The 26,277-nt window shown below is 42.8% G+C and carries 27 protein-coding genes, 1 riboswitch and 2 other annotated features; of the genes, 5 read left to right on the forward strand and 22 right to left on the reverse strand.

Translation table 11 applies throughout. The features are described 5' to 3' along the window. Positions 1–106: 106 nt before the first annotated feature. Both QM956_RS01615 and QM956_RS01620 read right to left on the reverse strand, forming a co-directional pair. Positions 107–1,102 (reverse strand): LacI family DNA-binding transcriptional regulator, encoded by a 996-nt coding sequence (locus QM956_RS01615; RefSeq protein ID WP_173213096.1) that lies wholly within the window; start codon positions 1,100–1,102, stop codon positions 107–109. Positions 1,103–1,282: 180 nt separating this feature from the next. Continuing rightward, a complete protein-coding gene (locus QM956_RS01620) occupies positions 1,283–1,738 on the reverse strand; it encodes a GNAT family N-acetyltransferase (RefSeq protein WP_414302137.1) in 456 nt (151 codons plus the stop codon). Between the two features lie 69 nt (positions 1,739–1,807). Between QM956_RS01620 and QM956_RS01625 the strand changes: the two genes are divergently transcribed. Continuing rightward, on the forward strand, positions 1,808–2,467 hold the full coding sequence (locus tag QM956_RS01625) for a prepilin peptidase (protein ID WP_094753350.1): 660 nt from the start codon (positions 1,808–1,810) through the stop codon (positions 2,465–2,467). Here the strand turns inward: QM956_RS01625 and trpA are convergent. From trpA to QM956_RS01710, 17 genes are all read right to left on the reverse strand, one after another. Beyond that, positions 2,439–3,215, reverse strand: a complete 777-nt coding sequence (gene trpA, locus QM956_RS01630) for a tryptophan synthase subunit alpha (RefSeq protein WP_414302119.1) — start codon at positions 3,213–3,215, stop codon at positions 2,439–2,441. The two genes, QM956_RS01625 and trpA, sit on opposite strands and share 29 nt — an antisense overlap. Further along, on the reverse strand, positions 3,208–4,431 hold the full coding sequence (gene trpB / locus QM956_RS01635; protein ID WP_000331265.1) for a tryptophan synthase subunit beta: 1,224 nt from the start codon (positions 4,429–4,431) through the stop codon (positions 3,208–3,210). The genes trpA and trpB (QM956_RS01635) overlap by 8 nt, the downstream gene beginning before the upstream one ends. Next, complete coding sequence (locus QM956_RS01640; protein ID WP_414302120.1) at positions 4,409–5,008, reverse strand: phosphoribosylanthranilate isomerase; 600 nt, start codon at positions 5,006–5,008, stop codon at positions 4,409–4,411. Before QM956_RS01640 ends, trpB (QM956_RS01635) begins: the two co-directional genes overlap by 23 nt. Further along, complete coding sequence (gene trpC / locus QM956_RS01645) at positions 4,995–5,762, reverse strand: indole-3-glycerol phosphate synthase TrpC (RefSeq protein WP_049551737.1); 768 nt, start codon at positions 5,760–5,762, stop codon at positions 4,995–4,997. Before trpC ends, QM956_RS01640 begins: the two co-directional genes overlap by 14 nt. Continuing rightward, entirely contained in the window at positions 5,759–6,763 is a 1,005-nt protein-coding gene (gene trpD / locus QM956_RS01650) for an anthranilate phosphoribosyltransferase (RefSeq protein WP_265476386.1), read from the reverse strand. The genes trpC and trpD overlap by 4 nt, the downstream gene beginning before the upstream one ends. Positions 6,764–6,773: 10 nt before the next feature. Beyond that, positions 6,774–7,340: an aminodeoxychorismate/anthranilate synthase component II gene (locus tag QM956_RS01655; RefSeq protein WP_000601909.1), complete on the reverse strand. Its 567-nt coding sequence runs from the start codon at positions 7,338–7,340 to the stop codon at positions 6,774–6,776. After that, positions 7,337–8,698 carry an anthranilate synthase component I gene (gene trpE / locus QM956_RS01660; protein ID WP_414302121.1) on the reverse strand — a complete coding sequence of 454 codons (1,362 nt, stop codon included), beginning with the start codon at positions 8,696–8,698 and terminating at the stop codon, positions 7,337–7,339. Before trpE ends, QM956_RS01655 begins: the two co-directional genes overlap by 4 nt. Before the next feature lie 71 nt (positions 8,699–8,769). Further along, positions 8,770–9,001, reverse strand: a binding site (T-box leader). Continuing rightward, entirely contained in the window at positions 8,992–10,170 is a 1,179-nt protein-coding gene (gene trpB, locus QM956_RS01665; protein ID WP_000208439.1) for a tryptophan synthase subunit beta, read from the reverse strand. It overlaps the preceding feature by 10 nt. A gap of 66 nt (positions 10,171–10,236) precedes the next feature. Beyond that, positions 10,237–10,462 (reverse strand) — a binding site (T-box leader). 40 nt (positions 10,463–10,502) lie between these two features. Continuing rightward, the gene (locus QM956_RS01670; protein ID WP_261020785.1) at positions 10,503–11,732 is read right to left on the reverse strand and encodes a DegT/DnrJ/EryC1/StrS family aminotransferase; all 1,230 of its coding nucleotides are present in this window, start codon (positions 11,730–11,732) and stop codon (positions 10,503–10,505) included. A 42-nt stretch (positions 11,733–11,774) separates the two neighbouring features. Then, a complete protein-coding gene (locus QM956_RS01675) occupies positions 11,775–12,467 on the reverse strand; it encodes a sugar transferase (RefSeq protein WP_045611065.1) in 693 nt (230 codons plus the stop codon). 130 nt (positions 12,468–12,597) lie between these two features. Beyond that, complete coding sequence (locus QM956_RS01680) at positions 12,598–14,340, reverse strand: ABC transporter ATP-binding protein (protein ID WP_261020787.1); 1,743 nt, start codon at positions 14,338–14,340, stop codon at positions 12,598–12,600. After that, positions 14,330–16,075: an ABC transporter ATP-binding protein gene (locus QM956_RS01685; protein WP_261020788.1), complete on the reverse strand. Its 1,746-nt coding sequence runs from the start codon at positions 16,073–16,075 to the stop codon at positions 14,330–14,332. The genes QM956_RS01680 and QM956_RS01685 overlap by 11 nt, the downstream gene beginning before the upstream one ends. 160 nt (positions 16,076–16,235) lie before the next feature. Beyond that, positions 16,236–16,871, reverse strand: a complete 636-nt coding sequence (locus tag QM956_RS01690; protein WP_000174451.1) for a DUF421 domain-containing protein — start codon at positions 16,869–16,871, stop codon at positions 16,236–16,238. Then, positions 16,868–17,323 (reverse strand): DUF3290 family protein, encoded by a 456-nt coding sequence (locus tag QM956_RS01695; RefSeq protein ID WP_000675332.1) that lies wholly within the window; start codon positions 17,321–17,323, stop codon positions 16,868–16,870. The genes QM956_RS01690 and QM956_RS01695 overlap by 4 nt, the downstream gene beginning before the upstream one ends. Positions 17,324–17,449: 126 nt before the next feature. Then, on the reverse strand, positions 17,450–18,091 hold the full coding sequence (locus QM956_RS01700; protein ID WP_000694120.1) for an SdpI family protein: 642 nt from the start codon (positions 18,089–18,091) through the stop codon (positions 17,450–17,452). Then, the gene (locus tag QM956_RS01705; RefSeq protein WP_000006510.1) at positions 18,072–18,359 is read right to left on the reverse strand and encodes an autorepressor SdpR family transcription factor; all 288 of its coding nucleotides are present in this window, start codon (positions 18,357–18,359) and stop codon (positions 18,072–18,074) included. Before QM956_RS01705 ends, QM956_RS01700 begins: the two co-directional genes overlap by 20 nt. Beyond that, positions 18,343–19,242, reverse strand: coding sequence for a CPBP family intramembrane glutamic endopeptidase (locus tag QM956_RS01710; protein WP_414302122.1), 900 nt, complete (start codon positions 19,240–19,242; stop codon positions 18,343–18,345). Before QM956_RS01710 ends, QM956_RS01705 begins: the two co-directional genes overlap by 17 nt. Positions 19,243–19,460: 218 nt before the next feature. Between QM956_RS01710 and QM956_RS01715 the strand changes: the two genes are divergently transcribed. The 4 genes from QM956_RS01715 (at position 19,461) to QM956_RS01730 (ending at position 22,981) form a co-directional block, all read left to right on the forward strand. After that, positions 19,461–20,288 carry an exodeoxyribonuclease III gene (locus tag QM956_RS01715; protein WP_084930297.1) on the forward strand — a complete coding sequence of 276 codons (828 nt, stop codon included), beginning with the start codon at positions 19,461–19,463 and terminating at the stop codon, positions 20,286–20,288. 11 nt (positions 20,289–20,299) lie between these two features. Next, entirely contained in the window at positions 20,300–20,686 is a 387-nt protein-coding gene (locus QM956_RS01720; RefSeq protein WP_060805816.1) for a bleomycin resistance protein, read from the forward strand. A 233-nt stretch (positions 20,687–20,919) separates the two neighbouring features. After that, positions 20,920–21,015: riboswitch (purine riboswitch) on the forward strand. 122 nt (positions 21,016–21,137) lie between these two features. Further along, positions 21,138–21,719, forward strand: a complete 582-nt coding sequence (locus QM956_RS01725; RefSeq protein WP_414302123.1) for a xanthine phosphoribosyltransferase — start codon at positions 21,138–21,140, stop codon at positions 21,717–21,719. Further along, entirely contained in the window at positions 21,719–22,981 is a 1,263-nt protein-coding gene (locus tag QM956_RS01730; protein ID WP_261020793.1) for a nucleobase:cation symporter-2 family protein, read from the forward strand. Before QM956_RS01725 ends, QM956_RS01730 begins: the two co-directional genes overlap by 1 nt. 26 nt (positions 22,982–23,007) lie before the next feature. Here the strand turns inward: QM956_RS01730 and QM956_RS01735 are convergent, their stop codons facing one another. The 3 genes from QM956_RS01735 to QM956_RS01745 form a co-directional block, all read right to left on the reverse strand. Further along, positions 23,008–23,412, reverse strand: a complete 405-nt coding sequence (locus QM956_RS01735; protein ID WP_000651224.1) for a PaaI family thioesterase — start codon at positions 23,410–23,412, stop codon at positions 23,008–23,010. A 69-nt stretch (positions 23,413–23,481) separates the two neighbouring features. After that, positions 23,482–24,963 carry a UDP-glucose--hexose-1-phosphate uridylyltransferase gene (locus QM956_RS01740; RefSeq protein WP_414302124.1) on the reverse strand — a complete coding sequence of 494 codons (1,482 nt, stop codon included), beginning with the start codon at positions 24,961–24,963 and terminating at the stop codon, positions 23,482–23,484. Between the two features lie 18 nt (positions 24,964–24,981). Continuing rightward, positions 24,982–26,160, reverse strand: a complete 1,179-nt coding sequence (locus tag QM956_RS01745) for a galactokinase (RefSeq protein ID WP_414302125.1) — start codon at positions 26,158–26,160, stop codon at positions 24,982–24,984. Positions 26,161–26,277 lie beyond the last annotated feature (117 nt).

Genomic DNA, 26,277 nt, shown 5'->3' on the forward strand with positions numbered 1-26,277 from the left:
ACGTTTCATTTTTATTTATTTTTTAAACAAGCTTCTAGCCTGTTTTTGAAACGTTTCATTTGTTGATTATATTATAACAGCGCTTTCATTAATTGTCAAGCGCTTTTTAAATTTTTTTTGTTGTTTTATCTCCCCAAAAATATGTGGGAATTACGATTCGTTTTTCTAGAATCTCTTCTCGCTTAATCATTTTCAGTATCATTGCAACAGATTCTTTTGCCATCATACCAATATCTTGAACTATTGTAGACACTAGATAAGATTGATCGACAGAAGTTTTTAAACCATCAAACCCAATTATCTGGTAATCATCAGGTGCTATTTTCCCCAGTTCTTTCATAACACTAATAACTCTCAGAGCCATCATATCATTTATTGTAAATATACCATCAATTTCTTTATGAGATTGCAAAAAAACTCTTATCTGATCTTCAGGATTTATTAAAGGTTCTTTCATTTCAAAATTATAGACATCTACTCCTAATTCCTTAGCTTTTTCTCTGAATCCTTTACTTCTGAGTATAGTCTCATTCTCATACATATTAATTGAACCAATAAAAGCAAGGTGCTTATTATCCCTTCTAACCAGTTCCTCTGCTGCAGTTTGTCCTCCTTTGTAATTTGCTGAAGTAACATAGCATACATTTTCCGAAAAATGTCTATCTATACTTACAAACGGTAAATCGGATAAAATATATTTGTCAATATCAGAATATGTAATACCAATAATTCCATCCACTTTATTTTGTTTCAACATTTCGATATATTCGATTTCATTTTGTGAATCGCTATCAGCGTTACAAATAAATAATTTATAATTATATTTTAATAACTCTTTCTCAACATGATAGGCAAACTCCGAGAAAAACGGATGCCAGATGCTCGGAATAATCAAAGCGATAGTTTCTGTTCTATTCTTTTTCATACCTCGAGCATAATTATCAGGGATATAGTCCAATGTTTTTATAGCCCTTTGAACTTTCCTTAAAGTTACTTCTTTAATGCCTTTTTCCTTATTAATCACACGTGAAACTGTTCCAACACTAACTCCTGCTTCTAAAGCAACATCTTTCATGGTAATTGATTTTCTTTGTTCTACCATATTATCACCTCCTTTCAATATATAGTATCATGCAAACGCTTTTTTAGCAACTATTTCTCAATCATTTTTGTCCAGATCCTTTTTCCTATCATGAATAAAATCACTCCAATTAGCTTTTGAAAATACTTCAATTTTCATATGTAAACATCTACATAAAACAGGAAAAGACTTTGTTTGCTTCTATCTCCCCTTTTTCATGATGTATTTTCGTACAGGTGCTTCAACCATTTGAACGATTTCAAATCCTTCTTTTTGATAAAGGTGCTGGGCTGCTTGATTTGCCTCGTAGACATTTAGAGAAATACTACCTATGTCTCCATTTTCAAAGACCAAACTAACAAATTTCCTTAAAGCCTGCCTACCTAAGCCTTGTCCCTGTTTCTGGGGATTGATAAAAAAGCGTCCAATATGAAGATTGCTGTCTTCTTGCCTGATTTTCTGGATAACCCCCACAAACTCTTGTCCTTCAAAGATTGAAAAGATTCCTTCCAACTCTTGCAAGACTTGAAGGGTCAGTGGAAAAGGAATCTTTGGTCCCATCCATTGTTCCTGAAAATCTTTCCCCAGGGAGTTGGACCATTGGCATACGAGCTGAGCATTTTCTGTGCTCACATTTTCTTCAAAACGAATTGTCATCTCGACCTCACTATCTTGTCTATGTTTCTCCATTATACTACTTCTCCTATTTTTTACGAATAGATAAGTATGATTGATTTTTATTTTTTTCTTGTCGGGAGCATTCTCGCTTCCTTTCTTGGTTTGGTCATTGACCGTTTTCCAGAGCAATCCATTATCCTACCAGCTAGCCACTGCGATGCCTGTCAGACTCGCTTGCATCCCTTAGATTTGATTCCGATTCTCTCACAGGTCTTCAATCGCTTTCGCTGTCGCTACTGCAAGGCTCCTTATCCAGTCTGGTATGCCCTTCTTGAACTAGGTTTAGGTCTCCTTTTTCTGGTTTGCTCTTGGGGATTTCTTTCCTTGGGGCAAGTCATCCTAATCACTGCTGGTTTGACTCTGGGCATCTACGACTTCCGTCATCAGGAATATCCCTTACTAGTCTGGCTGACTTTTCACCTAATCCTCATGGCTTTCTCTGGCTGGAATCTAGTCATGGTCCTCTTCCTTGTCCTTGGAATTGTGGCTCATTTTATCGATATCCGCATGGGCGCAGGGGATTTTCTCTTTTTAGCTTCTTGTGCTATCGTCTTTAGCGCAACGGAGTTACTTATCTTGATTCAGTTTGCTTCTGCAACAGGGATCCTAGCCTTTCTCCTGCAAAAGAAAAAGGAAAGACTTCCTTTCGTGCCCTTCCTCTTACTCGCGGCTTGTGTAATTATTTTTGGTAAGCTACTGCTTGTTTGATAAAGTCCTGAATTGGCTCTCCTTGGTGGAGAGCTTTTACAATTTTCGAACCGACGATGACACCATCTGACACCGCATTGAAGCGTTCTACATCAGCTTGACTAGACACACCAAATCCTGTCAAGACTGGGATGTCTGCTACTTGATGCAATTGCGCCAAGTGCTTATCCAAGTCTGATCGGTAGTTTCCTGATTTCCCTGTCACCCCGTTAATAGCAACGGCATAGACGAAACCTTCTGCTCCTTCAATCAACTCTTTTTGACGCTCAATTCCTGTAGTCAAACTAACTAGGGGAATCAAGGCAATGTCTGTATCTGCCAAATAAGGCTCCACAAAGTTGGCATGCTCATGAGGCAGGTCTGGGATAATCAATCCCTTAACTGCTGTATCTGCCAAATCTTTGACAAATTTTTCCACACCGTACTGAAAGAGAGGGTTGAAGTAGGTCATAATGACAAGCGGAACTTCTGTTTCAATGGTTTTCAAGGTTTCAACCAAAGCCTGGGTAGAAGTCCCGTGAGCTAGACTGCGCAAGCCTGCTTCTTCGATTACAGGACCATCTGCAACAGGGTCTGAAAAGGGAATACCCACCTCAATAGCTGAAACTCCCAATTCTTCTAAAAAGTGGATCGTTTCTCCGAGACCCTCCAAGCCTTTCTCATGGTCTCCAGCCATGATATAGGGAACAAAAATTCCTTTCCCAGCTGCTTTAATAGCGTTCAATTTTTCTGTTAATGTCTTAGGCATGAGCTTCTCCCTTCTTTGCTGCATCTGCTTCCAAGCGGTCCTTGACTTGAACCACATCCTTGTCCCCACGACCCGATAGGCAGACAATCATGGACTTGTCTGGTCCAAGTTCTTTGGCCAATTTCACCGCAAAGGCGATAGCATGGCTAGATTCCAAGGCTGGGATAATCCCTTCCACACGAGACAAAAGTTGGAATCCTTCCAAGGCTTCTTCGTCCGTCACAGGAACATAGCTGGCACGTTTGATATCGTGGTAGTGAGAATGTTCTGGACCGATACCAGGATAGTCCAATCCTGCTGAGATAGAGAAGGCTTCAAGAATTTGACCATGGGCATCTTGGAGCACATCCATAAGGGAACCGTGAAGCACACCTGGACGACCCTTAGTCAAGGTAGCTGCGTGGTGCTCTGTATCCACACCAAGTCCTGCTGCTTCAGCCCCATACATGGCTACAGACTCATCTTCTACAAATGGATGGAAGAGACCGATGGCATTAGAACCACCACCAACACAGGCTACTAAGGCATCTGGCAGATCTTGACCTGTCAAGTCACGGTACTGTTGTTTAGCTTCTCGACCAATAACACTTTGGAAGTCACGAACGATTTCTGGGAATGGATGAGGCCCCAAGGCAGAACCAAGGATATAGTGGGTGTCGTCGATATTTGCCACCCATGAACGAAGAGCTGCATTGACCGCATCTTTGAGCACGCGCGAACCGTCTGTCACTGCCTCAACCTTAGCTCCCAAAAGCTCCATACGGAACACATTGAGGGCTTGGCGTTTGACATCTTCCTCACCCATGTAGATAGTACATTCCATGTTAAAGAGGGCTGCAGCAGTTGCAGTTGCCACACCGTGCTGACCAGCACCTGTTTCAGCGATAATTTTCTTTTTACCCATGCGTTTAGCAAGCAAAACTTGTCCCAAGGCATTGTTAATCTTGTGGGCCCCTGTATGGTTAAGGTCTTCCCGTTTGAGATAAATCTTGGCTCCGCCGATATGCTGAGTCAAATTTTTTGCGTAGTAAAGGGGAGTTTCACGCCCCACGTACTGACGCAAGAGTTGGTTTAATTCCTCTTGGAAACTTGGATCTGCCTGACTTTCACGGTAGGCCTTCTCCAACTCCAAAACTGCTGTCATCAATGTTTCTGGGACGAAACGTCCTCCGAATTTTCCGTAAAATCCATCTTTATTTGGTTCCTGATATGCCATTCTTTACCCTCTCTATAAATCTTCTAATCTTTTCATGATCTTTTTGTCCATCTGTCTCCACTCCGCTTGATACATCTACTGCATAGGGAGTAAAGTGTTGAATTGCTTGTACTACATTGTCTTCCTTAAGCCCACCTGCGATAAAGAAGGGCTGATTTAGTCCAGTAGTATCTAGTTGCCCCCAGTCAAAGGTCTGGCCACTTCCTGCCACAGGGGCATCAAAGAGGAGATAATCTGCCTGAGAATGAGGCACATGCCCCTCTCCATCCACCTGCACAGCCTGAATGCTGTCACAGGGCAAATCCTCAAACACATCATCCGCTATCTGACCGTGAACTTGAACCAAGTCTAAACCAACTTTGTCAATGACTTCTAGCAGTTCTGCCCGACTTGGTGAAACAAATACACCAACCTTTTTGACATCTGCAGGAATAAGCTTTGCCAGCTCAACAGCCTGTTCCAAGCTCACCTGTCTTTTACTGGGTGCGAAGACAAAACCGATATAGTCTGCCCCTGCTGAAACGGCTGTTCCCACCGCTTCCTCGGTCGATAATCCGCAAATTTTAACCTTTGTCAATCTGCAACTCCTTGATTCTCTGGGCTACATCTTCTGCCTGCATGAGAGCTGTCCCTACTAAAATGCCGTTAAAGTATGGTGCTACTCGCTCTGCATCCTGCCCTGTGAAAATAGCTGATTCAGAAATATACAAGCAATCATCTTTGAAGTGTTTAGCCAAGTCTACACTGGTCTCCAAATCGACCTCAAAGGTGGTCAAGTTTCGGTTATTAACTCCGATAATCTGAGCACCGAGTCTGTGAGCTACCTCTAGTTCAGCTAGATTGTGGGTTTCCACCAAGACTTCCAGACCAAGCTCTGTCGCGTAGTCGTAGAGTTCCTTAAGGCGTTCTTCTGACAAGGCAGCCACAATGAGTAAGATGACTGTTGCACCTGCATTGCGAGCACGGATGATTTGCTTTTCATCGATGATAAAGTCCTTGTTGAGCGTTGGAATCTGTACCTGACTGGAAATCCCCCGTAGATAATCCAAATGACCTTTAAAGAAAACCTCATCTGTCAAAACCGAAATCATCACTGCTCCGTTCGCTTCATAAGTCTGGGCCTGTTGCACAATATCCACATTGAGATTGATATCTCCCAGACTAGGGCTAGCTTTCTTAACTTCAGCAATTACCTGCAAGCGATCTTGATGATTCTTCAAAAAGTCAGCCAAGCGATAGGTCTGGCGCAAGGGCTGGATTTCCTCCAGCTCCATCTGCTCGACCTCACGCGCCTTCTGCTCCAAGATTCGTGCTAAAAATTCCTGACTCATTTTTGGTACTCCTGTAACAGTCTAAGTTTTTCAAGGGCCTTGCCACTAGCAATCACTTGACGGGCCAAGGCAACTCCATCCTTAATACTAGCCACCTTACCATTAGCATAGAAACCAAGACCAGCATTTAAAACTGTCGTTTCCAAGAATGGACTTGGTTCATTTTTAAGAACTCTGAGCAAAATTTCTGCATTTTCCTGAGCATTTCCTCCACGAATATCTTCGATAGCGTAGCGCTCCATTCCCAAATCCTCTGGAGTAAAGCTCGACAAGGTAATTTCACCATTTTCAAGAAGAGCAATCGTGGTTGTTCCATTCAAACCAGCTTCATCCAAACCTTCTGGTCCAGCAACCACGATGGCACGTTTGCGACCCATATTTTTCAAAACCTGAGCTGTACTTTCTAGAAGTTCTGGACGGCTAATTCCAAGAAGCTGTGTTTCTAAAGCCATTGGATGAATCAGGGGACCAGTCAAGTTCATAATCGTTGGAATTCCCAATTCCAAACGAGCTGGCATGATATATTTCATAGCTGGGTGCATATTTTTAGCAAAGAGAAAGACGATTCCAGTTTTATCAAAGACCTTACCTAGTTCAGCTGGTTTAAGGTCTAGGTTGATGCCCAAGGCTTCAAGGACATCTGCAGATCCAGATTTAGAAGAAATCGAGCGGTTACCGTGTTTTGCCATATGAACACCGCCACCAGCCAAGACAAAGGCTGCAGTTGTGGAAATATTAAAACTGAAAGACTTGTCCCCACCTGTACCACAGTTGTCCATGGCATCATGAATTTCAGTTGGAATGTGTTGGGCATGGCCTCTCATGACTTGGGCAATGGCTGTGCGTTCTTCAGGCGTTTCCCCCTTCATCTTAAGAGCCAAGAGAAGAGAAGCAATCTGCGCCTCTGTTACACGCCCAGTTACGATACGCTCAATGACATCCGTCATTTCCACACCTGATAAATTTTCAAATTTTGCTAGTTTTTCAATAATATCTTTCATCCTAGTTTCCTCACTTTACAACCTTCTCGATAAAATTCCGAATAGAAGACAAGCCATCTGGCGTTCCGATACTTTCTGGATGGTACTGGAAGCCATAAATCGGTAGGTTTTTATGTTGAATCCCCATGATGGCTTGGTCATCAGTTGAACGAGCTGTCACTTCAAAGTCTTCTGGCATTTCTTCAATCAAAATACTGTGGTAACGCATGACCGCACGGCCATCCTCAATGCCTTGATACAAAACAGATGGCGCTTCAAAGCTGATATTGCTCTGTTTCCCATGCATGACTTTTGGAGCCAAACCTAACTTACCACCAAAGACTTCTGCGATAGCTTGGTGGCCCAAACAAATCCCTAAAATCGGCTTCTTGCCAGCAAAATCACGAATCATGTCTTCCATCTTACCAGCATCAACTGGCCAACCAGGACCAGGAGAAAAGACCAGACCATCTGCTTTTTCAGCTTCTTCATACAGCTTGGGATCATCATTTCTCAAGACCTGTACTTCTGCAAAATTCCCAATGTATTGGGCCAAGTTATAGGTAAAAGAATCATAGTTGTCAATCAATAAAATCATGGTCTTAGTTCTCCAATTCTAGTCATAGATTTTGCTTTGTTAATGGTCTCTTGGTATTCGTTTTGGGCGATAGAGTCGTAGACAATCCCTGCCCCAGCCTGCACATAGGCTGTTTGATTTTTGAGAATCATAGTTCGGATGGCAATGGCCAAATCCATATCACCCGTCGCAGACAAGTAGCCGATTGCTCCTGCGTATACGCCTCGTTTTTCCGTTTCTAGTTCATAGATGCGTCTCATGGCCCGAATCTTTGGTGCTCCTGAAACTGTTCCAGCTGGAAGTGTAGATTTCAAGGCATCCATGGCAGTGAGTTCTGGAAGCAAACGCCCTTTCACCACGCTGGTCAAATGCATAACATAGCGGAAGAGCTCCACTTCCATATACTTGGTGACTTGGACACTGGCTGTTTCGGAGATGCGACCAATATCGTTACGTCCCAAGTCTACCAACATCCGATGTTCTGCTGTTTCCTTCTCATCCGAAAGCAGGTCTGTCGCCAAAGCCTTGTCTTCTTCATCCGTAGCTCCTCTTGGTCGCGTACCTGCAATCGGATTGGTTGTTACGATGCCGTTTTTGACAGAAACCAAACTTTCTGGACTGGCACCGATGATTTGATAATCTCCAAAATCATAGAAATAAAGGTAATTAGAAGGATTAGTCACGCGGAGATTTCTGTAGAAGTCAAATGGATTTCCAGTAACTTCTGCTGAGAAGCGCTGACTGAGTACGCACTGGAACATGTCGCCATTACGAATCAAGTCACGAGCTGTTTCCACCATTTCCTCAAATTTTTGAGGAGCGATATGCGGTTTGAAGTCTAACGGAGATAGATCCAAGTCTTCAAATTCATTTGGAGCAGGGATGCGTAATTCCTCAAGCACTTGGTTCAAGGCTTTTTCCAAGTCTTCTTGACTACGCTCACTATAGAGAGCATCCTCGATGACATGAATTTTTTCCTTCTTGTGGTCAAAGACCATGTAACTCTCATAGACGAAGAAATGCATGTCTGGCGTTCCAATTGTATCTTCAGGAATTTGACCAATTTCTTCATAAAGCGAAATCATATCGTAACCAACAAAACCAATTGCCCCACCACCAAAAGGTAGATCTGAATGGTGCTGGCTCTTATGAGTCACTTCATAAAGAAAATCCAAGGGATCACGATCAATCACTTGACCATTTTGATAGAGAACTCCATTTTCAAACTTAATCTCAAAAACTGGATTATAGGCTAAGATAGAAAAACGAGCTGTTTCCTTGTCTCTCGGAATACTCTCTAAGATAACCTTGTGTTGCCCCTTTAGGCGCATATAAGCCAAGATTGGTGATAAGACATCTCCATGAATGATTCGTTCCATTGTAATTTCCCTTTCAGTTCTACTTCTAGTCCGTGGTGACTGTATGAAAAATCCCCACGCAAAACAACTTGCGTGAGGACGAAATTCGCGGTGCCACCTCAATTATAGGATTTCTCCTATCTCTCATTCCTGTCTCAGATATTTCCTGTAACAGGCTGTGCGATAAAGGGCACTCCCTTGAGAATTATGTTTTCTTCTCTCGTTTCAGATGGACCCAACCTTACAGCTTTCTCTGCTTGTTTCCAGCAACCACAAGCTCTCTGTGAGAGAAAAGACTGTAATTTTTCCATCTATTACTTTTTAGCTTCTAGGTAGTCTGCAATCGCAGCTACGTCCTTGTCTCCACGACCAGAGACATTGATAATGATAATGTCGTCTTTGCTTAGTTTCGGTGCACGTTTAACTGCTTCTGCGATAGCGTGCGAACTTTCAATCGCTGGGATAATCCCTTCTGTCTTGCTGAGAAGGAGGAGAGCCTGAACAGCTTCTTCATCCGTCGCTGCAACATATTCCACGCGACCTGAATCTTTGAAGTAGGCGTGTTCTGGGCCAACCCCTGGATAGTCCAATCCAGCTGAGATAGAGTAAACTGGAGCCAGCTCTCCATCTTCCTTAAAGACTGCATAGGTCTTCATACCGTCAACAATTCCGATACTACCTTTTGTCATAGTAGCTGCGTGCTTGTCTGTGTCAAGTCCGTGACCAGCAGCTTCAACCCCAACCAATTTGACTTCTTCATCAGCCACATACTGAGAAAATGCACCAATAGCATTAGAACCACCACCTACACAGGCAATAACGTAGTCTGGTAAACGACCTTCTTTTTCTAAGATTTGACGGCGAGATTCTTCACTGATGACCTTTTGGAACTCGTGGACAATTGTAGGATAAGGGTGAGGACCTACAGCAGATCCCAGAACATAGAAGGCTTCAAGGTCATTCATCCATGCTCCAAAGGCTGCATCAACAGCATCTTTGAGGGTACGAGTCCCTGTTTCAACTGCGTGAACAGTTGCTCCCATCATCTCCATACGGAAAACATTGAGACGTTGACGCTCCACATCCTCTGCCCCCATGTAGACATCACAGGCCATACCAAACTTGGCTGCAGCCGCTGCTGTCGCAACACCGTGCTGACCAGCTCCGGTTTCCGCAATCACTCGTTTTTTGCCCATGCGTTTAGCCAAAAGAATTTGTCCTAAAACGTTGTTGAGCTTGTGAGAACCAAGGTGGTTAAGGTCTTCGCGCTTGAGATAAATCTTAGCGCCACCTAAGTGATCTGTCAAACTTTCTGCAAAATAGAGCGGTGTTTCGCGACCGGAATAGTCCTTTAAGTAATGGCGAAATTCTGCCAAAAATTCTGGATCATCCTTGTACTTGTCAAATGTCACTTCCAACTCATCCAACAAAGCCTGAATCGGCTCCGGTACAAAACTACCACCAAATTGTCCAAAATAACCTTTAGTTGTCATAAAATTTTCCTCTTTCTGTATTAGTTCCAAGATATGAAAAAAGCCCACACACAGAATATACTTCCGTGTGAGGGCGTTGGTAACGCGGTGCCACCTCAATTATAAAGGGACTATTCCCCTTTACATCTCTGCCTTGTCTAACAACAAGTTGCACTGTAAGGTGTGCGCACCGAATTTTCATTGTTTCAAATTCATTTTTAAAATCAGCCCACTTTCACTACTTCCAACCACCTGTTCACAATGACCACAGGCTCCCTGAAGATCAAAAATAGTTACTTTTCTGATTTGTTGAACTTATTTTAATACTTTGTTTTTTCTTTGTCAAGACTTTTTTACAATTTTTTTGATGAAGCTAGTACTTTTTCAGAAACTGTTTTGAAAGTCTCAATGATATAGTCCACTTCTTCATCGCTTAATTTAGTGTGAAGAGGGAGCGTAATTTCATTTTCAAAGAAGGCATAAGCCTTAGGATAGTTCGCCATATCAAAACCAAGATTCTTATAGGCTGTCAAAAGCGGAAGCGGTTTGTAGTGGACATTGCTTGCAATTCCTGCTTTAGCTAATTCTTGGATAATAAGATTGCGTTCTTCTAAGCTCGCTCCTTCTACATGGGTGATGTAGAGGTGGCGTGAAGATTCTACAGTATCAGTCTCATGTGCCAAAGGATGGATGCAAGAACCTGCAAAACCACGATCATAGCGGTCCACGATGTCCTTACGACGTTGCAACAAACTTGGATAGCGGTCCAATTGTACCAAACCAAGTGAAGCCATGATATCGGTCATGTTGCACTTGTAGGCTGGTGTAACGATATCGTATTCCCATGAACCCAGTTGCATCTTGGCAAGAGCATCCTTAGTTTGCCCGTGAAGAGAAAGGATTTGGAATTCCTTGTACATCTCTTCGTCGTCAATCGCTGGATTGGCTTTCCAAGTCGCACTTCCACCTTCTGCAGTTGTAAAGTTCTTAACTGCGTGGAATGAGAAGGAAGTAAAGTCAGCGATAGAACCAGCTGGTTGTCCTTTATAAGTAGACCCCAAAGCGTGGGCACTATCAGAAACAATCACAATACGGTTAAAGGCTTTTTGCCACTTGCTAGCAGCTGTAAAGAGATCACGTTTTTTCTCCACGACTTGGAACAAACGGTCATAGTCGCAAACAATACCTGCAAGTTCTACTGGGATGATCACCTTGGTCTTTTCAGTGATAGCTTGCTCCAGCAGGTCATAGTCCATTTCAAAAGTATCTGCTTGGATATCCACCATGACAGGGGTCGCTCCTACGTGAGTGATGACACTACATGAAGCTGTATAGGTCATGGCTGGAACGATGACTTCATCACCAGGTCCCACTTCAAGCACACGCAAAATCAACTCCAGAGCGGCTGTCGCAGAGTTGAGGCAGACAGTCTTAGGTGTCTGTGTGTATTGAGACAAGCGACGCTCTAGTTCTTTTGTCTTAGGACCTGTTGTGATCCAACCAGAACGCAGGGTATCCGCTACTTCAGCAATTTCTGCTTCTGTAATATCGGGAGGTGAAAATGGAATATTGTAATTTGGCATTGATTTGCTCCTTTTATCTGTACTCATTTTCTTATGACTACTTTATTTTAGCACTTCAAACACGGTTTGAAACATGATTTTGATGTCCCCAAGGAAACTAAACTCTCGGAGATAGGCGAGGTTATAGCGCATCTTTTCAGGGAGGACATGGTCGACATAGGCTTGGTCAACTGATAGGCCTTTTTCGGTCATTTGACTGATGATAGTGTCCTCATCTTTGTAGTTGATGCTGGCTGGAGAGGTAATTCCTGCTGGCAAAAGCAAGGTCGCCATCATTTCAGGGCTGTACTGCTCAGTGTAGCGTGGCACTTCAGGTCGTGTACCGACAAAGGACATCTCTCCTTTAAGGACATTGACCAACTGAGGCAGTTCGTCCAAACGCACACGGCGGATGAAATTGCCAACCTTGGTAATGCGGCTATCGTTAGCAGAAGTCACCAGACTCCCTTTTTTGTCCGCATCCGTCACCATGGTACGGAACTTCCAAATCTTGAAAGGTCGGTTGTACTGGGTCACGCGCTCTTGCTTATAAATCACTGGCCCCTTGCTATCCAACTTGATCCAAATGCTCAAGATGAGAAAGATAGGAGAGGTCAGAATCAGCAAGACTACGGCTAGAACCCAGTCCAAGCAACGCTTAAAAATCAGCGAACCCTTCCTTTTAGAGACAAGCTGGTAGTAAGACTCAACCTCGCTTGATTTCATTTCCACGGGCAAGTCTTCCCATTTCAGCATGCTGTTTCTCCTTTGTTTTTATTATACTATTTGTCAACATTTTTCATTATACCACAAAATGGAAAAGGCGGTGAAAGAAATCTGTAATTTGAAGGATTTCCTTCTTATGCTCAATGAAAATCAACGAGTATTAGGCCATGGCCCCTGCCTGCAAGCTATACATCCTGTGGTAGGTTCCACCCAGCGCCAAGAGTTCCTCATGCGTTCCACTCTCAATAATTCGCCCCTTGTCCAAAACATAGATGCAGTTGGCGTCTTGGATGGTAGAAAGGCGATGAGCGATGGCAATGGTTGTCCGTCCCTGTCTCATCTTAGCCAGTGAAGCTTGAACCAAACTTTCTGTTTCAGAGTCAATATTGGCTGTCGCTTCATCCAAAATCAGGATTTTAGGCTGACTGGCGACTGTTCTAGCAAAGGCAAGAAGCTGGCGCTGACCAGTAGAGAAGCTTGAACCACGCTCGGAAACAGGTGCATCATATCCCTGAGGAAGTTCTTGAATAAAGGAATCTGCATCCACGAAGGCTGCCGCAGCCTGGACCTGCTCATCACTGATTTCTTGGTACATGGCGATATTGGACTTAATAGTCCCATGATAGAGGAAGGGATCCTGCAAGACCAGACCAATGTTTTTTCTAAACTCTTCCTGACTGTAGTTCCTGATATCCACATCATCCAAGAGAACTCGCCCTGACTGGAATTCATAAAAGCGCATAAGGACATTGATAATCGAAGATTTCCCAGAACCTGTATGACCCACAAAAGCAATGGTTTCACCCTTATTAACAGAGAAAGAAATGTCATCCAAAATCGGATGTTTTCCATCATAAGAGAAACATACATGTTCAAAACGGATATTGCCTTCTTTGATCTCGGCCTGTCCATTTTCTTGAAGGGGCTCATAGGTCCTCTCGTCTATCAGGGAAAAGACACGACCTGCAGAAACCATAGACGTTTGCAGGGTTGAGAAGTTTTGCGTCACTTCAATCAAGGGATCAAAGAGACGATTGATATACTGGATAAAGGCATACATGGTTCCTGCCGTTATTCCCAGATAAAGACCACGATAGCCAAAATAGGCCATCAAAACAGCGTATCCTAGGAGTTTCAGCAAACTCATGGCAGGGCGCAAAAAGAGGGCATCCAAGGCTACAGAACGGTTGGCATAGACCAAGTGTTCTTGGTTGATTTCATCGAATTCCGCCTGCAGGCGCTTCTCTTGATTAAAGGCCTGGATTATTCTAATTCCCTCAATGTTTTCAGCCAGCTTGCTATTGATATCTGACAAGAGACTTCTGGTTTTTTCGATAATCTTGACGGATTTTTTCCGATAGAGATTGACCAAAAGGAAAATCAAGGGGAGAAAGAGCAAGACTAAAGCTGTCAAACGGAAATCCAACACCAACATGGTATAAAGGGTTGTCAGAAAGATAAAAACTGCTGAGATAAAGCTGGATAAAATCCCCGAAAACATATCACTGATGGTCTCGGTATCATTTGTCAAACGCGAGACGATAGAGCCTGCTGGCGTCTTGTCAAAGTAAGACATGCCTAGTTTTTCCATATTGGCAAAGGCATCCCGACGAATATCCCTAACAATACTGTAAGACACGCGCGCAAAGAGAAGATTACCGACATACTGGACCAGAGTTTGTAGGATATAAAGGCCATAGTAGACCAGCAAAACGGTCACAGCGAATTGGTTGAGATTACTGAGATACTGGTCAATAAAGTGGGAAGCCACAAGGGGAATGACACTTTTAATGACCGTCGTTGCTAGGAGAAAACTGAGTGCCAAAAAAGTCAGGAGACCATAAGGCTTGAGATAGGACATCAAGCGCTTCAATACAACCCATTGTTCTTGTTTATTCTGCATCTTCTTCTCCTTTCATTTCTAACTGCTGAGACTGGTAGGTTTGGGCATACCAGCCATCCATAGCTAGCAAGTCTTCGTGCCTGCCTCGTTCGATAATTTGACCATTTTGCAGAACCAAGATTAGATCTGCATGGACAACTGCACTCAGGCGATGAGCCGTAATAATGGTTGTCTTGTCCTTTCGCGTCTCCTTAAGGTTGTCAATAATCGCATATTCTGTCTTGGCATCCACGGCCGACAAAGAATCATCCAAAATCAAGATATCAGGGTCTAAAATCATAGCCCGACTCATGGCCAGACGCTGCTTTTGACCTCCAGAAAGACTGACTCCCTTTTCACCAATCAACGTATCAAATCCTTTAGGCATGTCTACAATGTCTTGGTAAACTTGGGCTAGCTTAGTCGCTTCCTCGACCGCTGAAAGGGGTAAGTTAGGATTGCCAAAGCGAATATTGTCTAAGATTGAAGTCGCAAAGAGAAACTGATCCTGAGGAACATAGCCCATAAGACTGCGAAGGTCTGTCAGACGATAATCACGAATATTATGACCGTTTAGGTAAATAGCACCCTTATCCACATCGTATTCACGCAAGAGAAGCTTAATCAAGGACGTTTTTCCAGAGCCTGTCTGACCAACCAAGCCCAGGGTTTGCCCTTTTTCTAAACTAAAGTGAATATCCGTCAGTGTTTCCTCATTTTCAAAGGCAAAGCTATCAATATCGTACTGCAAGCGTCCATTTTCAATACCGTCTAGAGGAAACTCAGTGTCTTGTACAGGTGATTCCTGAGACAAAAGTTCCTCAATCCGCTGGTAGGAAACCTTCCCTCGCTGAGTAATATTAAAGAGGAAACCGATGGCCTTAAGAGGCCAAACCAGCATATCCAAGTAGCTGATAAAGGTAACTAGATTCCCAACCGTGATTTGCCCTTTCTGAACCATCAAGGAGCCGACCAAGAGGGTTAAAACATAGGAGGAACCAACAAATAAGAGAACCATAGGGTCAAAGAGACTATCGTATTTCATGGTTTGGAGGTTCTTTTGGAAGGTCAATTCATTGACTGCCTGAAAGGACTTGAGCTCATCGGCCTGGTAACCGAAAGACTTGGTCACTTTGATACCTGATACAGACTCCTGCACCTTGTTATTGAGTTCAGAAAAGGCAGCCTGTGATTCACCAAAGGCCTTATGGGTCTTTCTACCTAAACGACTAGTCGCATAAGCCATGAAAGGCAAGGGAAGAATGGCAACCAAGGTCATCTGCCATGAAATGCTAAAGAGCATGGTCAGCAAAGTCACCAGCGCTGTGATAGAGGCATCCACCGCAGACATGACTCCTCCACCTGCTAAACGAGTCAAGGCATTGATATCGTTGGTTGCGTGTGCCATCAAGTCCCCCGTCCGATAGGTTTGATAAAAAGCTGGAGACATTCTTGTGAAATGCTCAAACAAGCGAGACCGCATAATCTGTCCCAAACGGTAGGAAGTCCCTAGAATATACATACGCCAAACATAGCGTAGATAGTACATCCCAAAGGCAGCAAGAAGCAAGTAAAATAGGTCAAGAAGGAGGTCCTGCTGGGTTAATTGCCCCGATGTGATGGCATCAATGACCCGCCCCATGACCATAGGTGGAATAAGATTGAGGACGGAAACCAAGACCAAGGCCACAATCCCGACTAGATAACGGCGTTTTTCTAACTTGAAAAACCACCAAAGTTTTTGAATAATGGACATAAAATCCCTTTCTGATTGCAAATGGAAACCTGAGGCCAATACTCAATGAAAATCAAAGAGCAAACTAGGAAACTAGCCGCAGGCTGTACTTGAGTACGGCAAGGCGACGTTGACGCAGTTTGAATTTGATTTTCGAAGAGTACAAGACCCCAGGTTTTTCTTATTCATAGGTTACAACTGTGACGGCACCCTTGTCATACTCAGCGATAAAGATATTGGCCACATTGTCATGTCCTTGTTTGCTTAGATTATCAAGCAGCCACTCTTCGCTACGGCCAATCGATTCCAAAACATCGACTTGGATCACACCGTCAGTCACAACTGGATACTTAGGATTTTCATCCCCCATTTGGACCACGATGAGTTGGCCATTTTGCTCCTGCACAGCGCATTTGACCTGTTTCATCTGGAAAATCCCTTGGCTACGAAGTTTGAGAGCAACTTCTGCTGCAGACAAACCAACTGAACGACAGGCTTCTGGGTCAATCTGCCCATTTTTGATAAGGAGAGTTGGTTTTCCATCAATCAAGCGTTTGACAAAACGAACATTGTTATTGAGCCACTTGAGGGTCAAGACCAAAATCGTCCACATCATCAAAATCACTGCATACTGGAGAATGCTGATAGAACTATTGTAAATCACCCCACCGATGATACCACCAAGAACATAGTTCTGAATTTGGTCTGTCGCAGAGTTAGGTGCTAGGTTTCCTTTTCCTGTCACATTGATCACGAAAACCAGCGAGAATAGACCCAAGGCCAGTTTGATTAAAATTTCCATATAGTTGAGTGTCATTTGTTTACCTCCACCAATTCAATAGCGTCTGTTTGATTCAATTCTAATTTCTCTAAAAGATACTTGTCTGGTTGGCTCCCGTTCATGGCGCGGTAGAAATTTGGACCTACCTTGACAAGCGCTCCATCAGTGGCTGCAGAAGTATTGACATAAACTTCTGATTTATCCACTCCCAAGTCTTTGGAAACAACCTCTATGAAATGAAGGGAGGTTTGAAATTGGTTGTTAGAGGCTTGATTGGTCTGGTATTTTGAGATTGTCACCAAAAGCATGGCTACTAAGGTCAAGGCCAAAATCATGACCAATTCCCGAAACTTAGTCCCCTTTTTATCTCGATAGGCCTTAAAGGCAAAAAATCCTGTGATAGCTAGGAGCACAATCCCAAAGCCAATCATGATGCCATTTTGCTGACTGATTTGGCTAAGTACATAGTCATATGAGTAAAATTTCATTTATTTTCACTCCCTTTCATAAAATCATTCTTCATTATAAACGAAAGAGAGTGATTTTTCAAGCCATACGTTGGGGAAATAGACATATCAGACCAACTTCTCAAACTAATGACTCCAGTAGCTATTTCAAGATTCTGATTTTGATAATTGATAAGAATAGACACTAGGAATTATCACTACAAAGAAAAGTGTCAAGAAGAATACCCAGTAAACATATAGTTGCACAAAGGAATTTAGAAACAATAACAATCCTCCTAATACCCAAATTTTTCCAGCTAGGCGATGCGTTTTTCTCCAGTTTCCATCATTCTCCAAGGTCCACGGTAGTCGAATACCGACTATATAATTTCGGTGTGTTTTTGGTAGATAATTTCCAATTATGATCATCATGACTCCCATAAAAATCTGAGCTAGTAGCCCACTCATCATGGAATAACCCAAAGATTCTCCGAAGATAGAAATCATTAATAGACAAGATACAAAAGGAATAATCCAGTAAATCAAAAGTTGTATTTTTGAACTGATATTGCTAGATTTAGGATCCTTAATCATTAAAAATAGAAGCAACCAATGCATCAAAAGCATGAGAGTAGGTAATCCAAAGATAGCAGACATTTTATGATTGTAGCCATCTGCTTGACCCAGTAGATTAAAATGAGTGGGTATCTCCTCTGGTAATTGATTCCAGAAAACACAACCTACAAGGGAAGGTAGTAGGATGAGAATGCTCGTAAATAATACCAATTTCTTATTGATTTTTATCTTCATCAAAATGATCTCCTTTCAGATCTGCTAACCAAACCATTATATCCTCTAAAACCGATGTGTTTAACTCATAATAAATAAAGTTTTTTTCTTTCATTTCATGAATCAAATCCGCTGCTTTCAAAATCGTGAGATGATGTGAAATAGTTGCACTAGTCAACTCGAATTGACTGGCAATTTCTCCTGCAGATAATCTACCTGCTTTGAGTAAATTTAAAATCTCTCTCCTAACTGGATGAGATAAGGCTTTAAAACTATTTGCAAAACTCATAATGACTCCTTTCCCTTTGTAATATTAGTAGGGCTAGGACTAAGCAAGGTAGAACTGATAGCATTCCTGTCGGTGATGGGCCTAAAATCAAGAGGCTTGAAATTTTTTCTCCTGGTAATTGAAAGAGTAAACCAAGACCTGCAGTTGCATTGATTGCCCCATGAAATAGGGCAGAAGCCCAGATAGAACCTGTCTTTTCCAACAACCAGCTCAACAATATTCCTACGCTAAAACAAAATAGAAACATGGCGACAACTCCCAAAACAGGATAAGCAAAATAAGATAGTCCATAATTATAGCCTTGCAAATTGATTGGTAGATGCCAAAGACTCCAAATGAGACCAAGCAAGACATGAGTCTGGACTATTGAAAAGCGTCCTCTTAGAGCTGGGTAAAGATAGCCACGCCAACCAATTTCCTCCCCCAATGCAAAGAAACTATTAAGAAAAGGAGCGTAGGTCAAACTAGCTAAGATTTGAATCAAAACCAAGGAAGATAAGGGAATGGCTGATTGAGAGACACCTTTTTCTTGTAAGATGGCTTGAATAGATTCAAAACCAAGGCTGAAATTGCTAGGAAATACAAGAAAATAAAGTCCCGCTCCTAAAAAACTGATGACTGCTGGTAACCAGATAGCTAGTAAGTAAAAGCGCCAGTTCCTCTTGAGATTCACGACTAATTTAGATTTGATTCCACTAGGTTGATTCGTGATTTTCCCTAAAACAAAGACTGCAAGTGCAGGCATCCACATGGCTACAATACTAGCAAGTTGACTCCATGGAGAATTTAGACCAACACCACTTAGCCATAGTGCCAACCATATTATCCAAGCAAGGGCATAAGCCAAGACCACAAAAAGAAGGATTGTTCTCTTATTTGACATATATGTAACTTCACTTTCTATTTAGATGTTTTTCTAAATAACATTATACACCTTTCTATTCTAAACACAAGAACTATTTAGATTTTTTTCTAAATAGTTTAGGGAATTTTTATTTTCTAAGGATAAAGTCTAAAGAGTAATTTTCAAACCATACGTTGGGGAAATAGACCTTTTTTTGGTATAATAAAATCTATAATCTGAATGAAAAAGGTAACTTTATGAAACTTATCTCATGGAATATTGATTCCCTAAACGCTGCCCTAACTAGTGACTCAGCTCGCGCGAAATTGTCCCAAGAAGTCCTACAAACCTTGGTCGCTGAAAATGCTGATATTATCGCTATCCAAGAAACCAAGCTTTCTGCCAAGGGGCCTACTAAAAAACATCTTGAGATTTTAGAAGAACTCTTCCCAGGCTACGCAAACACGTGGCGCTCTTCCCAAGAACCTGCCCGGAAAGGCTATGCTGGAACCATGTTCCTTTATAAGAAAGAACTTACACCTACTGTCACTTTCCCAGAAATCGGTGCCCCTTCTACCATGGACTTGGAAGGTCGTATCATCACTCTAGAATTTGATAAATTTTTCGTGACCCAAGTTTACACTCCAAACGCTGGCGACGGCCTCAAACGCTTGGAAGAACGTCAAGTCTGGGATGTCAAATATGCGGAGTATTTGGCTGAACTAGACAAAGAAAAGCCAGTCCTTGCAACCGGTGACTACAACGTGGCCCACAATGAGATCGACCTTGCAAATCCTGCCAGCAACCGCCGTTCACCAGGATTTACCGACGAGGAACGTGCTGGATTTACCAACCTTTTGGCAACTGGATTTACCGACACCTTCCGCCATATTCATGGCGATGTTCCAGAACGCTACACTTGGTGGGCACAACGCAGCAAGACTTCTAAAATCAACAATACAGGCTGGAGAATCGACTACTGGCTCACAAGCAACCGCGTGGCTGACAAGGTGACCAAGTCTGATATGATTGACTCCGGTGCGCGCCAAGACCATACACCCATTGTCATGGAGATTGAACTCTAAGGAGAAAACGAATGGACTATCAAGCTGTCATTCCTGAATTTGTAGTATCTGACATCGAAAAATCACGCCACTTCTACTGCGACCTGCTAGGATTCTCTGTCGAATACGAGCGCCCCGAGGAGAAATTTCTCTTCCTCTCGCTTGAAGACTGCCAGCTCATGTTAGAAGAAGGCAGCGCAGAAGAATTAGCCCAACTGACCTATCCTTTCGGGCGCGGTGTCAATATTTCCTTTGGCATCAAGGATGTCCCCCAGCTCTACCAAAATCTGCTGTCAGCTAACTATCTCATCCATCGTCAACTGACAAAAAGAGAATTTCGTGTTGGGGATCACTATATCTATCCTCATGAATTTGCAGTTTTAGATCCAGATGGTTATTTTTTAAGATTTAGCGAGTAGAATAATAAAGATTGGAAAAAAGTCTTTAAAGTTAGAAAAAGGCATATTGTCAAGTCTTGAAAAATCTTGATAATATGCCTTTTATGATGGAAAAACCTTCTAAATGTTAGTCAATAAGTTAATTTTTGCCCATTTTTATTATATTTGTTCGTTTTTCAAACAAAAATACTAACAAAATATTTGATTTATAAAGTTATTTAGTGTAAAATAAAAACATTGGCTCAAGCCTATTTAAAATTAAATATCGTTTTACTTGTTTATGTCGTGAATTGGCACGATGTTTCTACAAGGTGCCGGAACACCTAACAATAAGTAAGTCAGCTTGAGGTATGGCCTTTTTTGCCATGCCTATTTTGAGGACTTACTTAGAGATTAAGTAGGTCCTTTTTCTATTTCTTGCTAGAAACTTTAAACAAGCAAATGGATTGGCTTTTAGACTTTAGGAGGTCTTATGAAATTATTAGAAGAGCGCATCCTCAAGAATGGGCATATCTTGGGTGATAACATCCTCAAGGTGGATTCCTTTTTAACCCACCAAGTTGACTTTAGCTTGATGCGAGAGATTGGTAAGGTTTTTGCGGAAAAATTTGCTTCTGCTGGCATTACTAAGGTTGTAACCATTGAAGCGTCAGGTATTGCCCCAGCCGTTTTTACAGCTGAAGCCTTAAACGTTCCCATGATTTTCGCTAAAAAAGCTAAGAACATCACTATGAACGAAGGCATCTTAACTGCCGAAGTTTACTCCTTTACCAAGCAGGTAACCAGCACCGTTTCTATCGCTGGAAAATTCCTCTCACCAGAGGACAAGGTTTTGATTATCGACGACTTCCTTGCTAATGGCCAAGCTGCTAAAGGCTTGATTCAAATCATCGAACAAGCTGGTGCCACAGTCGAAGCTATCGGTATTGTGATTGAAAAATCCTTCCAAGATGGCCGTGATTTGCTTGAAAAAGCAGGCTATCCTGTCCTATCACTCGCTCGTTTGGATCGTTTTGAAAATGGTCAAGTTATTTTTAAGGAGGCAGATCTCTAATGCAAACTCAAGAAAAACATTCGCAAGCAGCCGTTCTTGGCTTGCAACACTTACTAGCCATGTACTCAGGATCCATCCTGGTTCCTATCATGATTGCGACAGCCCTTGGCTATTCAACTGAGCAGTTGACCTACCTGATTTCCACAGATATCTTCATGTGTGGGGTGGCAACCTTCCTCCAACTCCAACTCAACAAATACTTTGGAATTGGACTCCCAGTCGTTCTTGGAGTTGCCTTCCAGTCGGTAGCTCCCTTGATTATGATTGGACAAAGCCATGGTAGTGGGGCTATGTTTGGTGCCCTTATCGCATCAGGGATTTACGTGGTTCTTGTTTCAGGCATCTTCTCAAAAGTGGCCAATCTCTTCCCATCTATCGTAACAGGATCTGTTATTACCACGATTGGTTTAACCTTGATTCCTGTTGCTATTGGAAATATGGGAAATAACGTTCCAGAACCAACTGGTCAAAGTCTCTTGCTTGCAGCTATCACTGTTCTGATTATCCTCTTGATCAACATCTTTACCAAAGGATTTATCAAGTCTATCTCTATTTTGATTGGTTTGGTTGTTGGAACTGCCATTGCTGCCAGCATGGGCTTGGTTGATTTCTCTCCTGTTGCGGCAGCACCACTTGTCCATGTCCCAACTCCACTCTACTTTGGGATGCCAACCTTTGAAATCTCATCTATTATCATGATGTGTATCATCGCAACGGTTTCTATGGTTGAGTCAACTGGTGTTTACCTAGCCTTGTCTGATATCACGAAAGATCCAATCGATAGCACACGCCTTCGCAACGGTTACCGCGCAGAAGGTTTGGCCGTTCTTCTCGGAGGAATCTTTAACACCTTCCCTTACACAGGATTTTCACAAAACGTTGGTTTGGTTAAATTGTCAGGTATCAAGACTCGCCTACCAATCTACTACGCAGCTGGTTTCCTGGTTCTCCTTGGACTCCTTCCTAAGTTTGGCGCCCTTGCCCAAATCATTCCAAGCCCTGTCCTCGGTGGTGCCATGCTGGTGATGTTTGGTTTTGTATCTATTCAAGGGATGCAAATCCTCGCTCGTGTTGACTTTGCTAACAATGAACATAACTTTCTTATCGCAGCAGTATCCATAGCTGCAGGTGTCGGACTCAACAACAGTAATCTCTTTGTCAGCATGCCGACAGCCTTCCAAATGTTCTTCTCAAACGGAATCGTCGTAGCCAGCCTACTCGCCATTGCCCTCAATGCTGTATTAAATCATAAAAAGAAATAAGAAAAAGAGGTGTAGACCTCTTTTTTCTATATCCTTACCTGTCTTTCTTCTGACCTCTGGCCTGTGACAAACATGGTAAAGGTTGCTTTGCAGACATTTCTGCCTTCTTGATTGGTGATATCCACATCCACCACACAGGTTGTGCGACCTTGATGGACACATTCTCCTTTAATAGTCAGCACATCATCAAGTTTTCCTGCTTTGAGGTAGTTGATAGAGGATTGGAGCGTCACTCCGTCTAATCCTAGCGAGATAACCACCAAACCACTGATCTGGTCACAAAGGGTAAAGAGATAGCCACCATGAGCATTGCCATAGTAGTTGAGCGACGAGTCCACTACTTTGGTCGTCACCACAACGTGACCATCTCTCATTTGTTCAATTTCGTAATTTTCAAAGGCAGATATAGCGTCAAAATGAAAATCTTTCATCGTTTCCTCCTGATATTTCAAACGACACTATGATACTACTTTTTATAGGACTGTGCAAGGAGAAAGCTCCTAGTCTGGCAAAATTCCGACCTGCTCCACAAATCGCATAAAGGCCGCCTGTCCTTGTTCTGTCTGCTTGTAGACTCCTGCATCCTCAAGTACACGCGCAAAGATAGTACCCACAGAGTCCTTGACGATTTCAAGGGCTTTTTCTTTATCCGTTAGATCTGGATGGTGGGCTCTGAGTTGGTCTGCCCATTCCTGATGATAATCGGCAACTGTAACAGCTTCTCCTACAAGATAGCTAGCAACTTGCTCCACTTCTTCTTTCAGACGTGGTGGCAGGATTGCCAAGCCCATGACCTCAATCAAACCGATATTTTCCTTCTTGATATGTTGGACATCCTTGTGGGGATGATAGATACCATCAGGATGCTCTGGCGATGTTTGATTATCTCGTAAAACCAAGTCCAACTCAAACTGTCCATCGCGTTTACGCGCAATCGGTGTGATGGTGTGATGCGGTGTCCCATCAGTCTCAGCTAAAATCTGCACACTAGGATCTGAATACTGACGCCATTCCTGTAAAATCTTGTCAGCCAAGTTGATCAAATCCTCTTTGGAATCCGAAGTCAAACGCAACACTGACATAGGCCACTTGACAATTCCAGCCTTGACCTGCTCAAAACCTGCAAATCGAAAGGTCTTTTGCAAAGGAGCCAATTCCATAGGAAATACGTGACGGCCTCCCTGATAATGATCATGAGTTAGAATAGAGCCCCCCACAATCGGAAGGTCGGCATTAGAGCCTGCAAAATAGCCCGGAAACTGCTCTACGATAGCCAGCAAACGTTCAAAACTCTGACGACTAATAGCCATAGGACGATGCTGGCCATCTAAGAAAATACAGTGCTCATTAAAGTAAGCATAGGGCGAATACTGGAAGCCCCATTCCTGACCAGCCATTTCAAAACGGATAATACGGTGGTTGCTGCGAGCTGGGTGGTTAACCCGACCATGGTAGCCTTCGTTCTCTATACAAAGCTGACACTGGGGATAATGGCTAGCTTGCACCAACTTAGCCACCGCAATCTCTTTCGGATCCTTTTCAGGCTTAGAGAGGTTGATGGTAATTTCAAGTTCACCGTAATCAGATGGAACACGATAAGCGATATTTTTAGCAATGGCCTTGAGTTTGATATAGTCGTTTTTCTGGCTGAGCTGGTAAAAATCCGCTATCGCTTGCTCAGGAGATCGGGCATAGGTCGCCCAAAAGTCACGATTGACCTGACTTGGACAAGGAGTCACCAAGTCCATCAGTTCAGCACCAAGAATTTCACGCGCAGTCTGACTATCCTCAATCGTCTCTAATCGAACGGCTTCCTCAACCAGCTGGTCCTTGAGGTCAATCACTTTATCCAGATTGGTCTCAACTTCCAAAACACCATCTCCCACTCGTGCCAAAACACGATTAGTCAGGTAGATTCGATCCATTTCCTCAAATGAACTTTCAGCAATAACGTGTGTTACAAATTTATCTACTAAGGTCACTATAGAGCCTCCTTTTAACTAGTCAAGGACGCGAGTGCCACCTGCAACTTCAGCGATATAGAAGCTTGGAGCGTAGCCAACTACTTCCTCGTAGTGTTTGCCAACAGCTTCCTTAAAGGCATCAACAGTGTCTTTTTGCACCAAGGCAATGGCACATCCGCCAAAACCTGCCCCTGTCATCCGAGCACCGAGAACTCCTTCTTGATCCCAAGCTGTGTGAACAAGAGTATCCAATTCCAAACCAGTTACTTCATAGTCATGCTCTAGGGAAACGTGTGACGCATTCATCAAACGACCAAATGTTTCCAAATCTCCTGCTTGGAGGGCTGCTTGAGCTTTAAGGGTACGTTGATTTTCAAGCACAGCATGGCGAGCACGTTTCAAACGATTTTCATCTTTAATCAGATAGCTATATTGGTCAAAGGCCCACTCATCCAATTCACCCAAGGTCTGAATATCTAAGGCTACTTGCAATTCTTCCACTGCTTTTTCACACTCAGCACGACGTTCATTGTATTTAGAGTCCGCCAATTCACGGCGTTTGTTAGTGTTCATGATAACAACGATATTGTCCTTCAAATCAAGTGGCACCAAATCATACTCTAAGGTATTGGTATCAAGGTAAATAGCACGTTGGTCTGCACCCATACCAATAGCAAATTGGTCCATAATGCCAGAGTTGACTCCGATAAAGTTATTTTCTGTTTGTTTTCCGATTTTAACCAAATCGAGACGATCTAATTTTAAATCAAAGAGATGCTCTGCCACTACCCCTGTCAAAAGTTCCAAGGATGCTGAAGAAGACAAACCAGCACCATTTGGGATATTCCCATAAACATAAAAATCAAAACCTTTGTCAATCACGTGTCCAGCTTCTTGCAAGAAATGAAGGACACCTTTTGGATAGTTGGTCCAGTTGTGCTCTTTTTCAAACTTGAGGTCGGCGAGAGGCACTTCGATAATACCCTTGTCCTCAAAGTTAGCTGAGTAGAAACGTAAAACTTGGTCGTCACGCTTACGAGCTGCACCGTAAGTTCCCAAGGAAATAGCAGCAGGAAAAACGTGCCCACCGTTGTAGTCTGTGTGTTCACCAATCAAATTGATACGACCTGGTGAAAAGAAAGTTTGGTCTGCTTCTTGACCAAAAACAGCAAGAAAGTCTTTGCGAAGAGTTTCAGCAGTAAGATGTTGTGTCATATGATTTCTCCTTTTACTGTCCGTTAAGTCACCTTAACGTGTAATCGTTTTCTTCTATTGTATCCAAGGGATTTTCCAAGGTCAATCCTTTTTACTAAAATTTTACTAAACTATCGG

The sequence above is a fragment of the Streptococcus mitis genome, from assembly GCF_047460035.1.
In the GTDB taxonomy this organism is placed as follows: Bacteria; Bacillota; Bacilli; order Lactobacillales; family Streptococcaceae; genus Streptococcus; species Streptococcus mitis_DW.

Coding starts and splice junctions, on each gene's coding strand:
- QM956_RS01615 (WP_173213096.1), bottom strand. CDS start 1,102: ATGGTAGAACAAAGAAAATCAATTACCATGAAAGATGTTGCTTTAGAA.
- QM956_RS01620 (WP_414302137.1), bottom strand. CDS start 1,738: ATGACAATTCGTTTTGAAGAAAATGTGAGCACAGAAAATGCTCAGCTC.
- QM956_RS01625 (WP_094753350.1), top strand. CDS start 1,808: ATGATTGATTTTTATTTTTTTCTTGTCGGGAGCATTCTCGCTTCCTTT.
- trpA (WP_414302119.1), bottom strand. CDS start 3,215: ATGCCTAAGACATTAACAGAAAAATTGAACGCTATTAAAGCAGCTGGG.
- trpB (WP_000331265.1), bottom strand. CDS start 4,431: ATGGCATATCAGGAACCAAATAAAGATGGATTTTACGGAAAATTCGGA.
- trpC (WP_049551737.1), bottom strand. CDS start 5,762: ATGAGTCAGGAATTTTTAGCACGAATCTTGGAGCAGAAGGCGCGTGAG.
- trpD (WP_265476386.1), bottom strand. CDS start 6,763: ATGAAAGATATTATTGAAAAACTAGCAAAATTTGAAAATTTATCAGGT.
- QM956_RS01655 (WP_000601909.1), bottom strand. CDS start 7,340: ATGATTTTATTGATTGACAACTATGATTCTTTTACCTATAACTTGGCC.
- trpE (WP_414302121.1), bottom strand. CDS start 8,698: ATGGAACGAATCATTCATGGAGATGTCTTATCACCAATCTTGGCTTAT.
- trpB (WP_000208439.1), bottom strand. CDS start 10,170: ATGACAACTAAAGGTTATTTTGGACAATTTGGTGGTAGTTTTGTACCG.
- QM956_RS01670 (WP_261020785.1), bottom strand. CDS start 11,732: ATGCCAAATTACAATATTCCATTTTCACCTCCCGATATTACAGAAGCA.
- QM956_RS01675 (WP_045611065.1), bottom strand. CDS start 12,467: ATGCTGAAATGGGAAGACTTGCCCGTGGAAATGAAATCAAGCGAGGTT.
- QM956_RS01680 (WP_261020787.1), bottom strand. CDS start 14,340: ATGCAGAATAAACAAGAACAATGGGTTGTATTGAAGCGCTTGATGTCC.
- QM956_RS01685 (WP_261020788.1), bottom strand. CDS start 16,075: ATGTCCATTATTCAAAAACTTTGGTGGTTTTTCAAGTTAGAAAAACGC.
- QM956_RS01690 (WP_000174451.1), bottom strand. CDS start 16,871: ATGACACTCAACTATATGGAAATTTTAATCAAACTGGCCTTGGGTCTA.
- QM956_RS01695 (WP_000675332.1), bottom strand. CDS start 17,323: ATGAAATTTTACTCATATGACTATGTACTTAGCCAAATCAGTCAGCAA.
- QM956_RS01700 (WP_000694120.1), bottom strand. CDS start 18,091: ATGAAGATAAAAATCAATAAGAAATTGGTATTATTTACGAGCATTCTC.
- QM956_RS01705 (WP_000006510.1), bottom strand. CDS start 18,359: ATGAGTTTTGCAAATAGTTTTAAAGCCTTATCTCATCCAGTTAGGAGA.
- QM956_RS01710 (WP_414302122.1), bottom strand. CDS start 19,242: ATGTCAAATAAGAGAACAATCCTTCTTTTTGTGGTCTTGGCTTATGCC.
- QM956_RS01715 (WP_084930297.1), top strand. CDS start 19,461: ATGAAACTTATCTCATGGAATATTGATTCCCTAAACGCTGCCCTAACT.
- QM956_RS01720 (WP_060805816.1), top strand. CDS start 20,300: ATGGACTATCAAGCTGTCATTCCTGAATTTGTAGTATCTGACATCGAA.
- QM956_RS01725 (WP_414302123.1), top strand. CDS start 21,138: ATGAAATTATTAGAAGAGCGCATCCTCAAGAATGGGCATATCTTGGGT.
- QM956_RS01730 (WP_261020793.1), top strand. CDS start 21,719: ATGCAAACTCAAGAAAAACATTCGCAAGCAGCCGTTCTTGGCTTGCAA.
- QM956_RS01735 (WP_000651224.1), bottom strand. CDS start 23,412: ATGAAAGATTTTCATTTTGACGCTATATCTGCCTTTGAAAATTACGAA.
- QM956_RS01745 (WP_414302125.1), bottom strand. CDS start 26,160: ATGACACAACATCTTACTGCTGAAACTCTTCGCAAAGACTTTCTTGCT.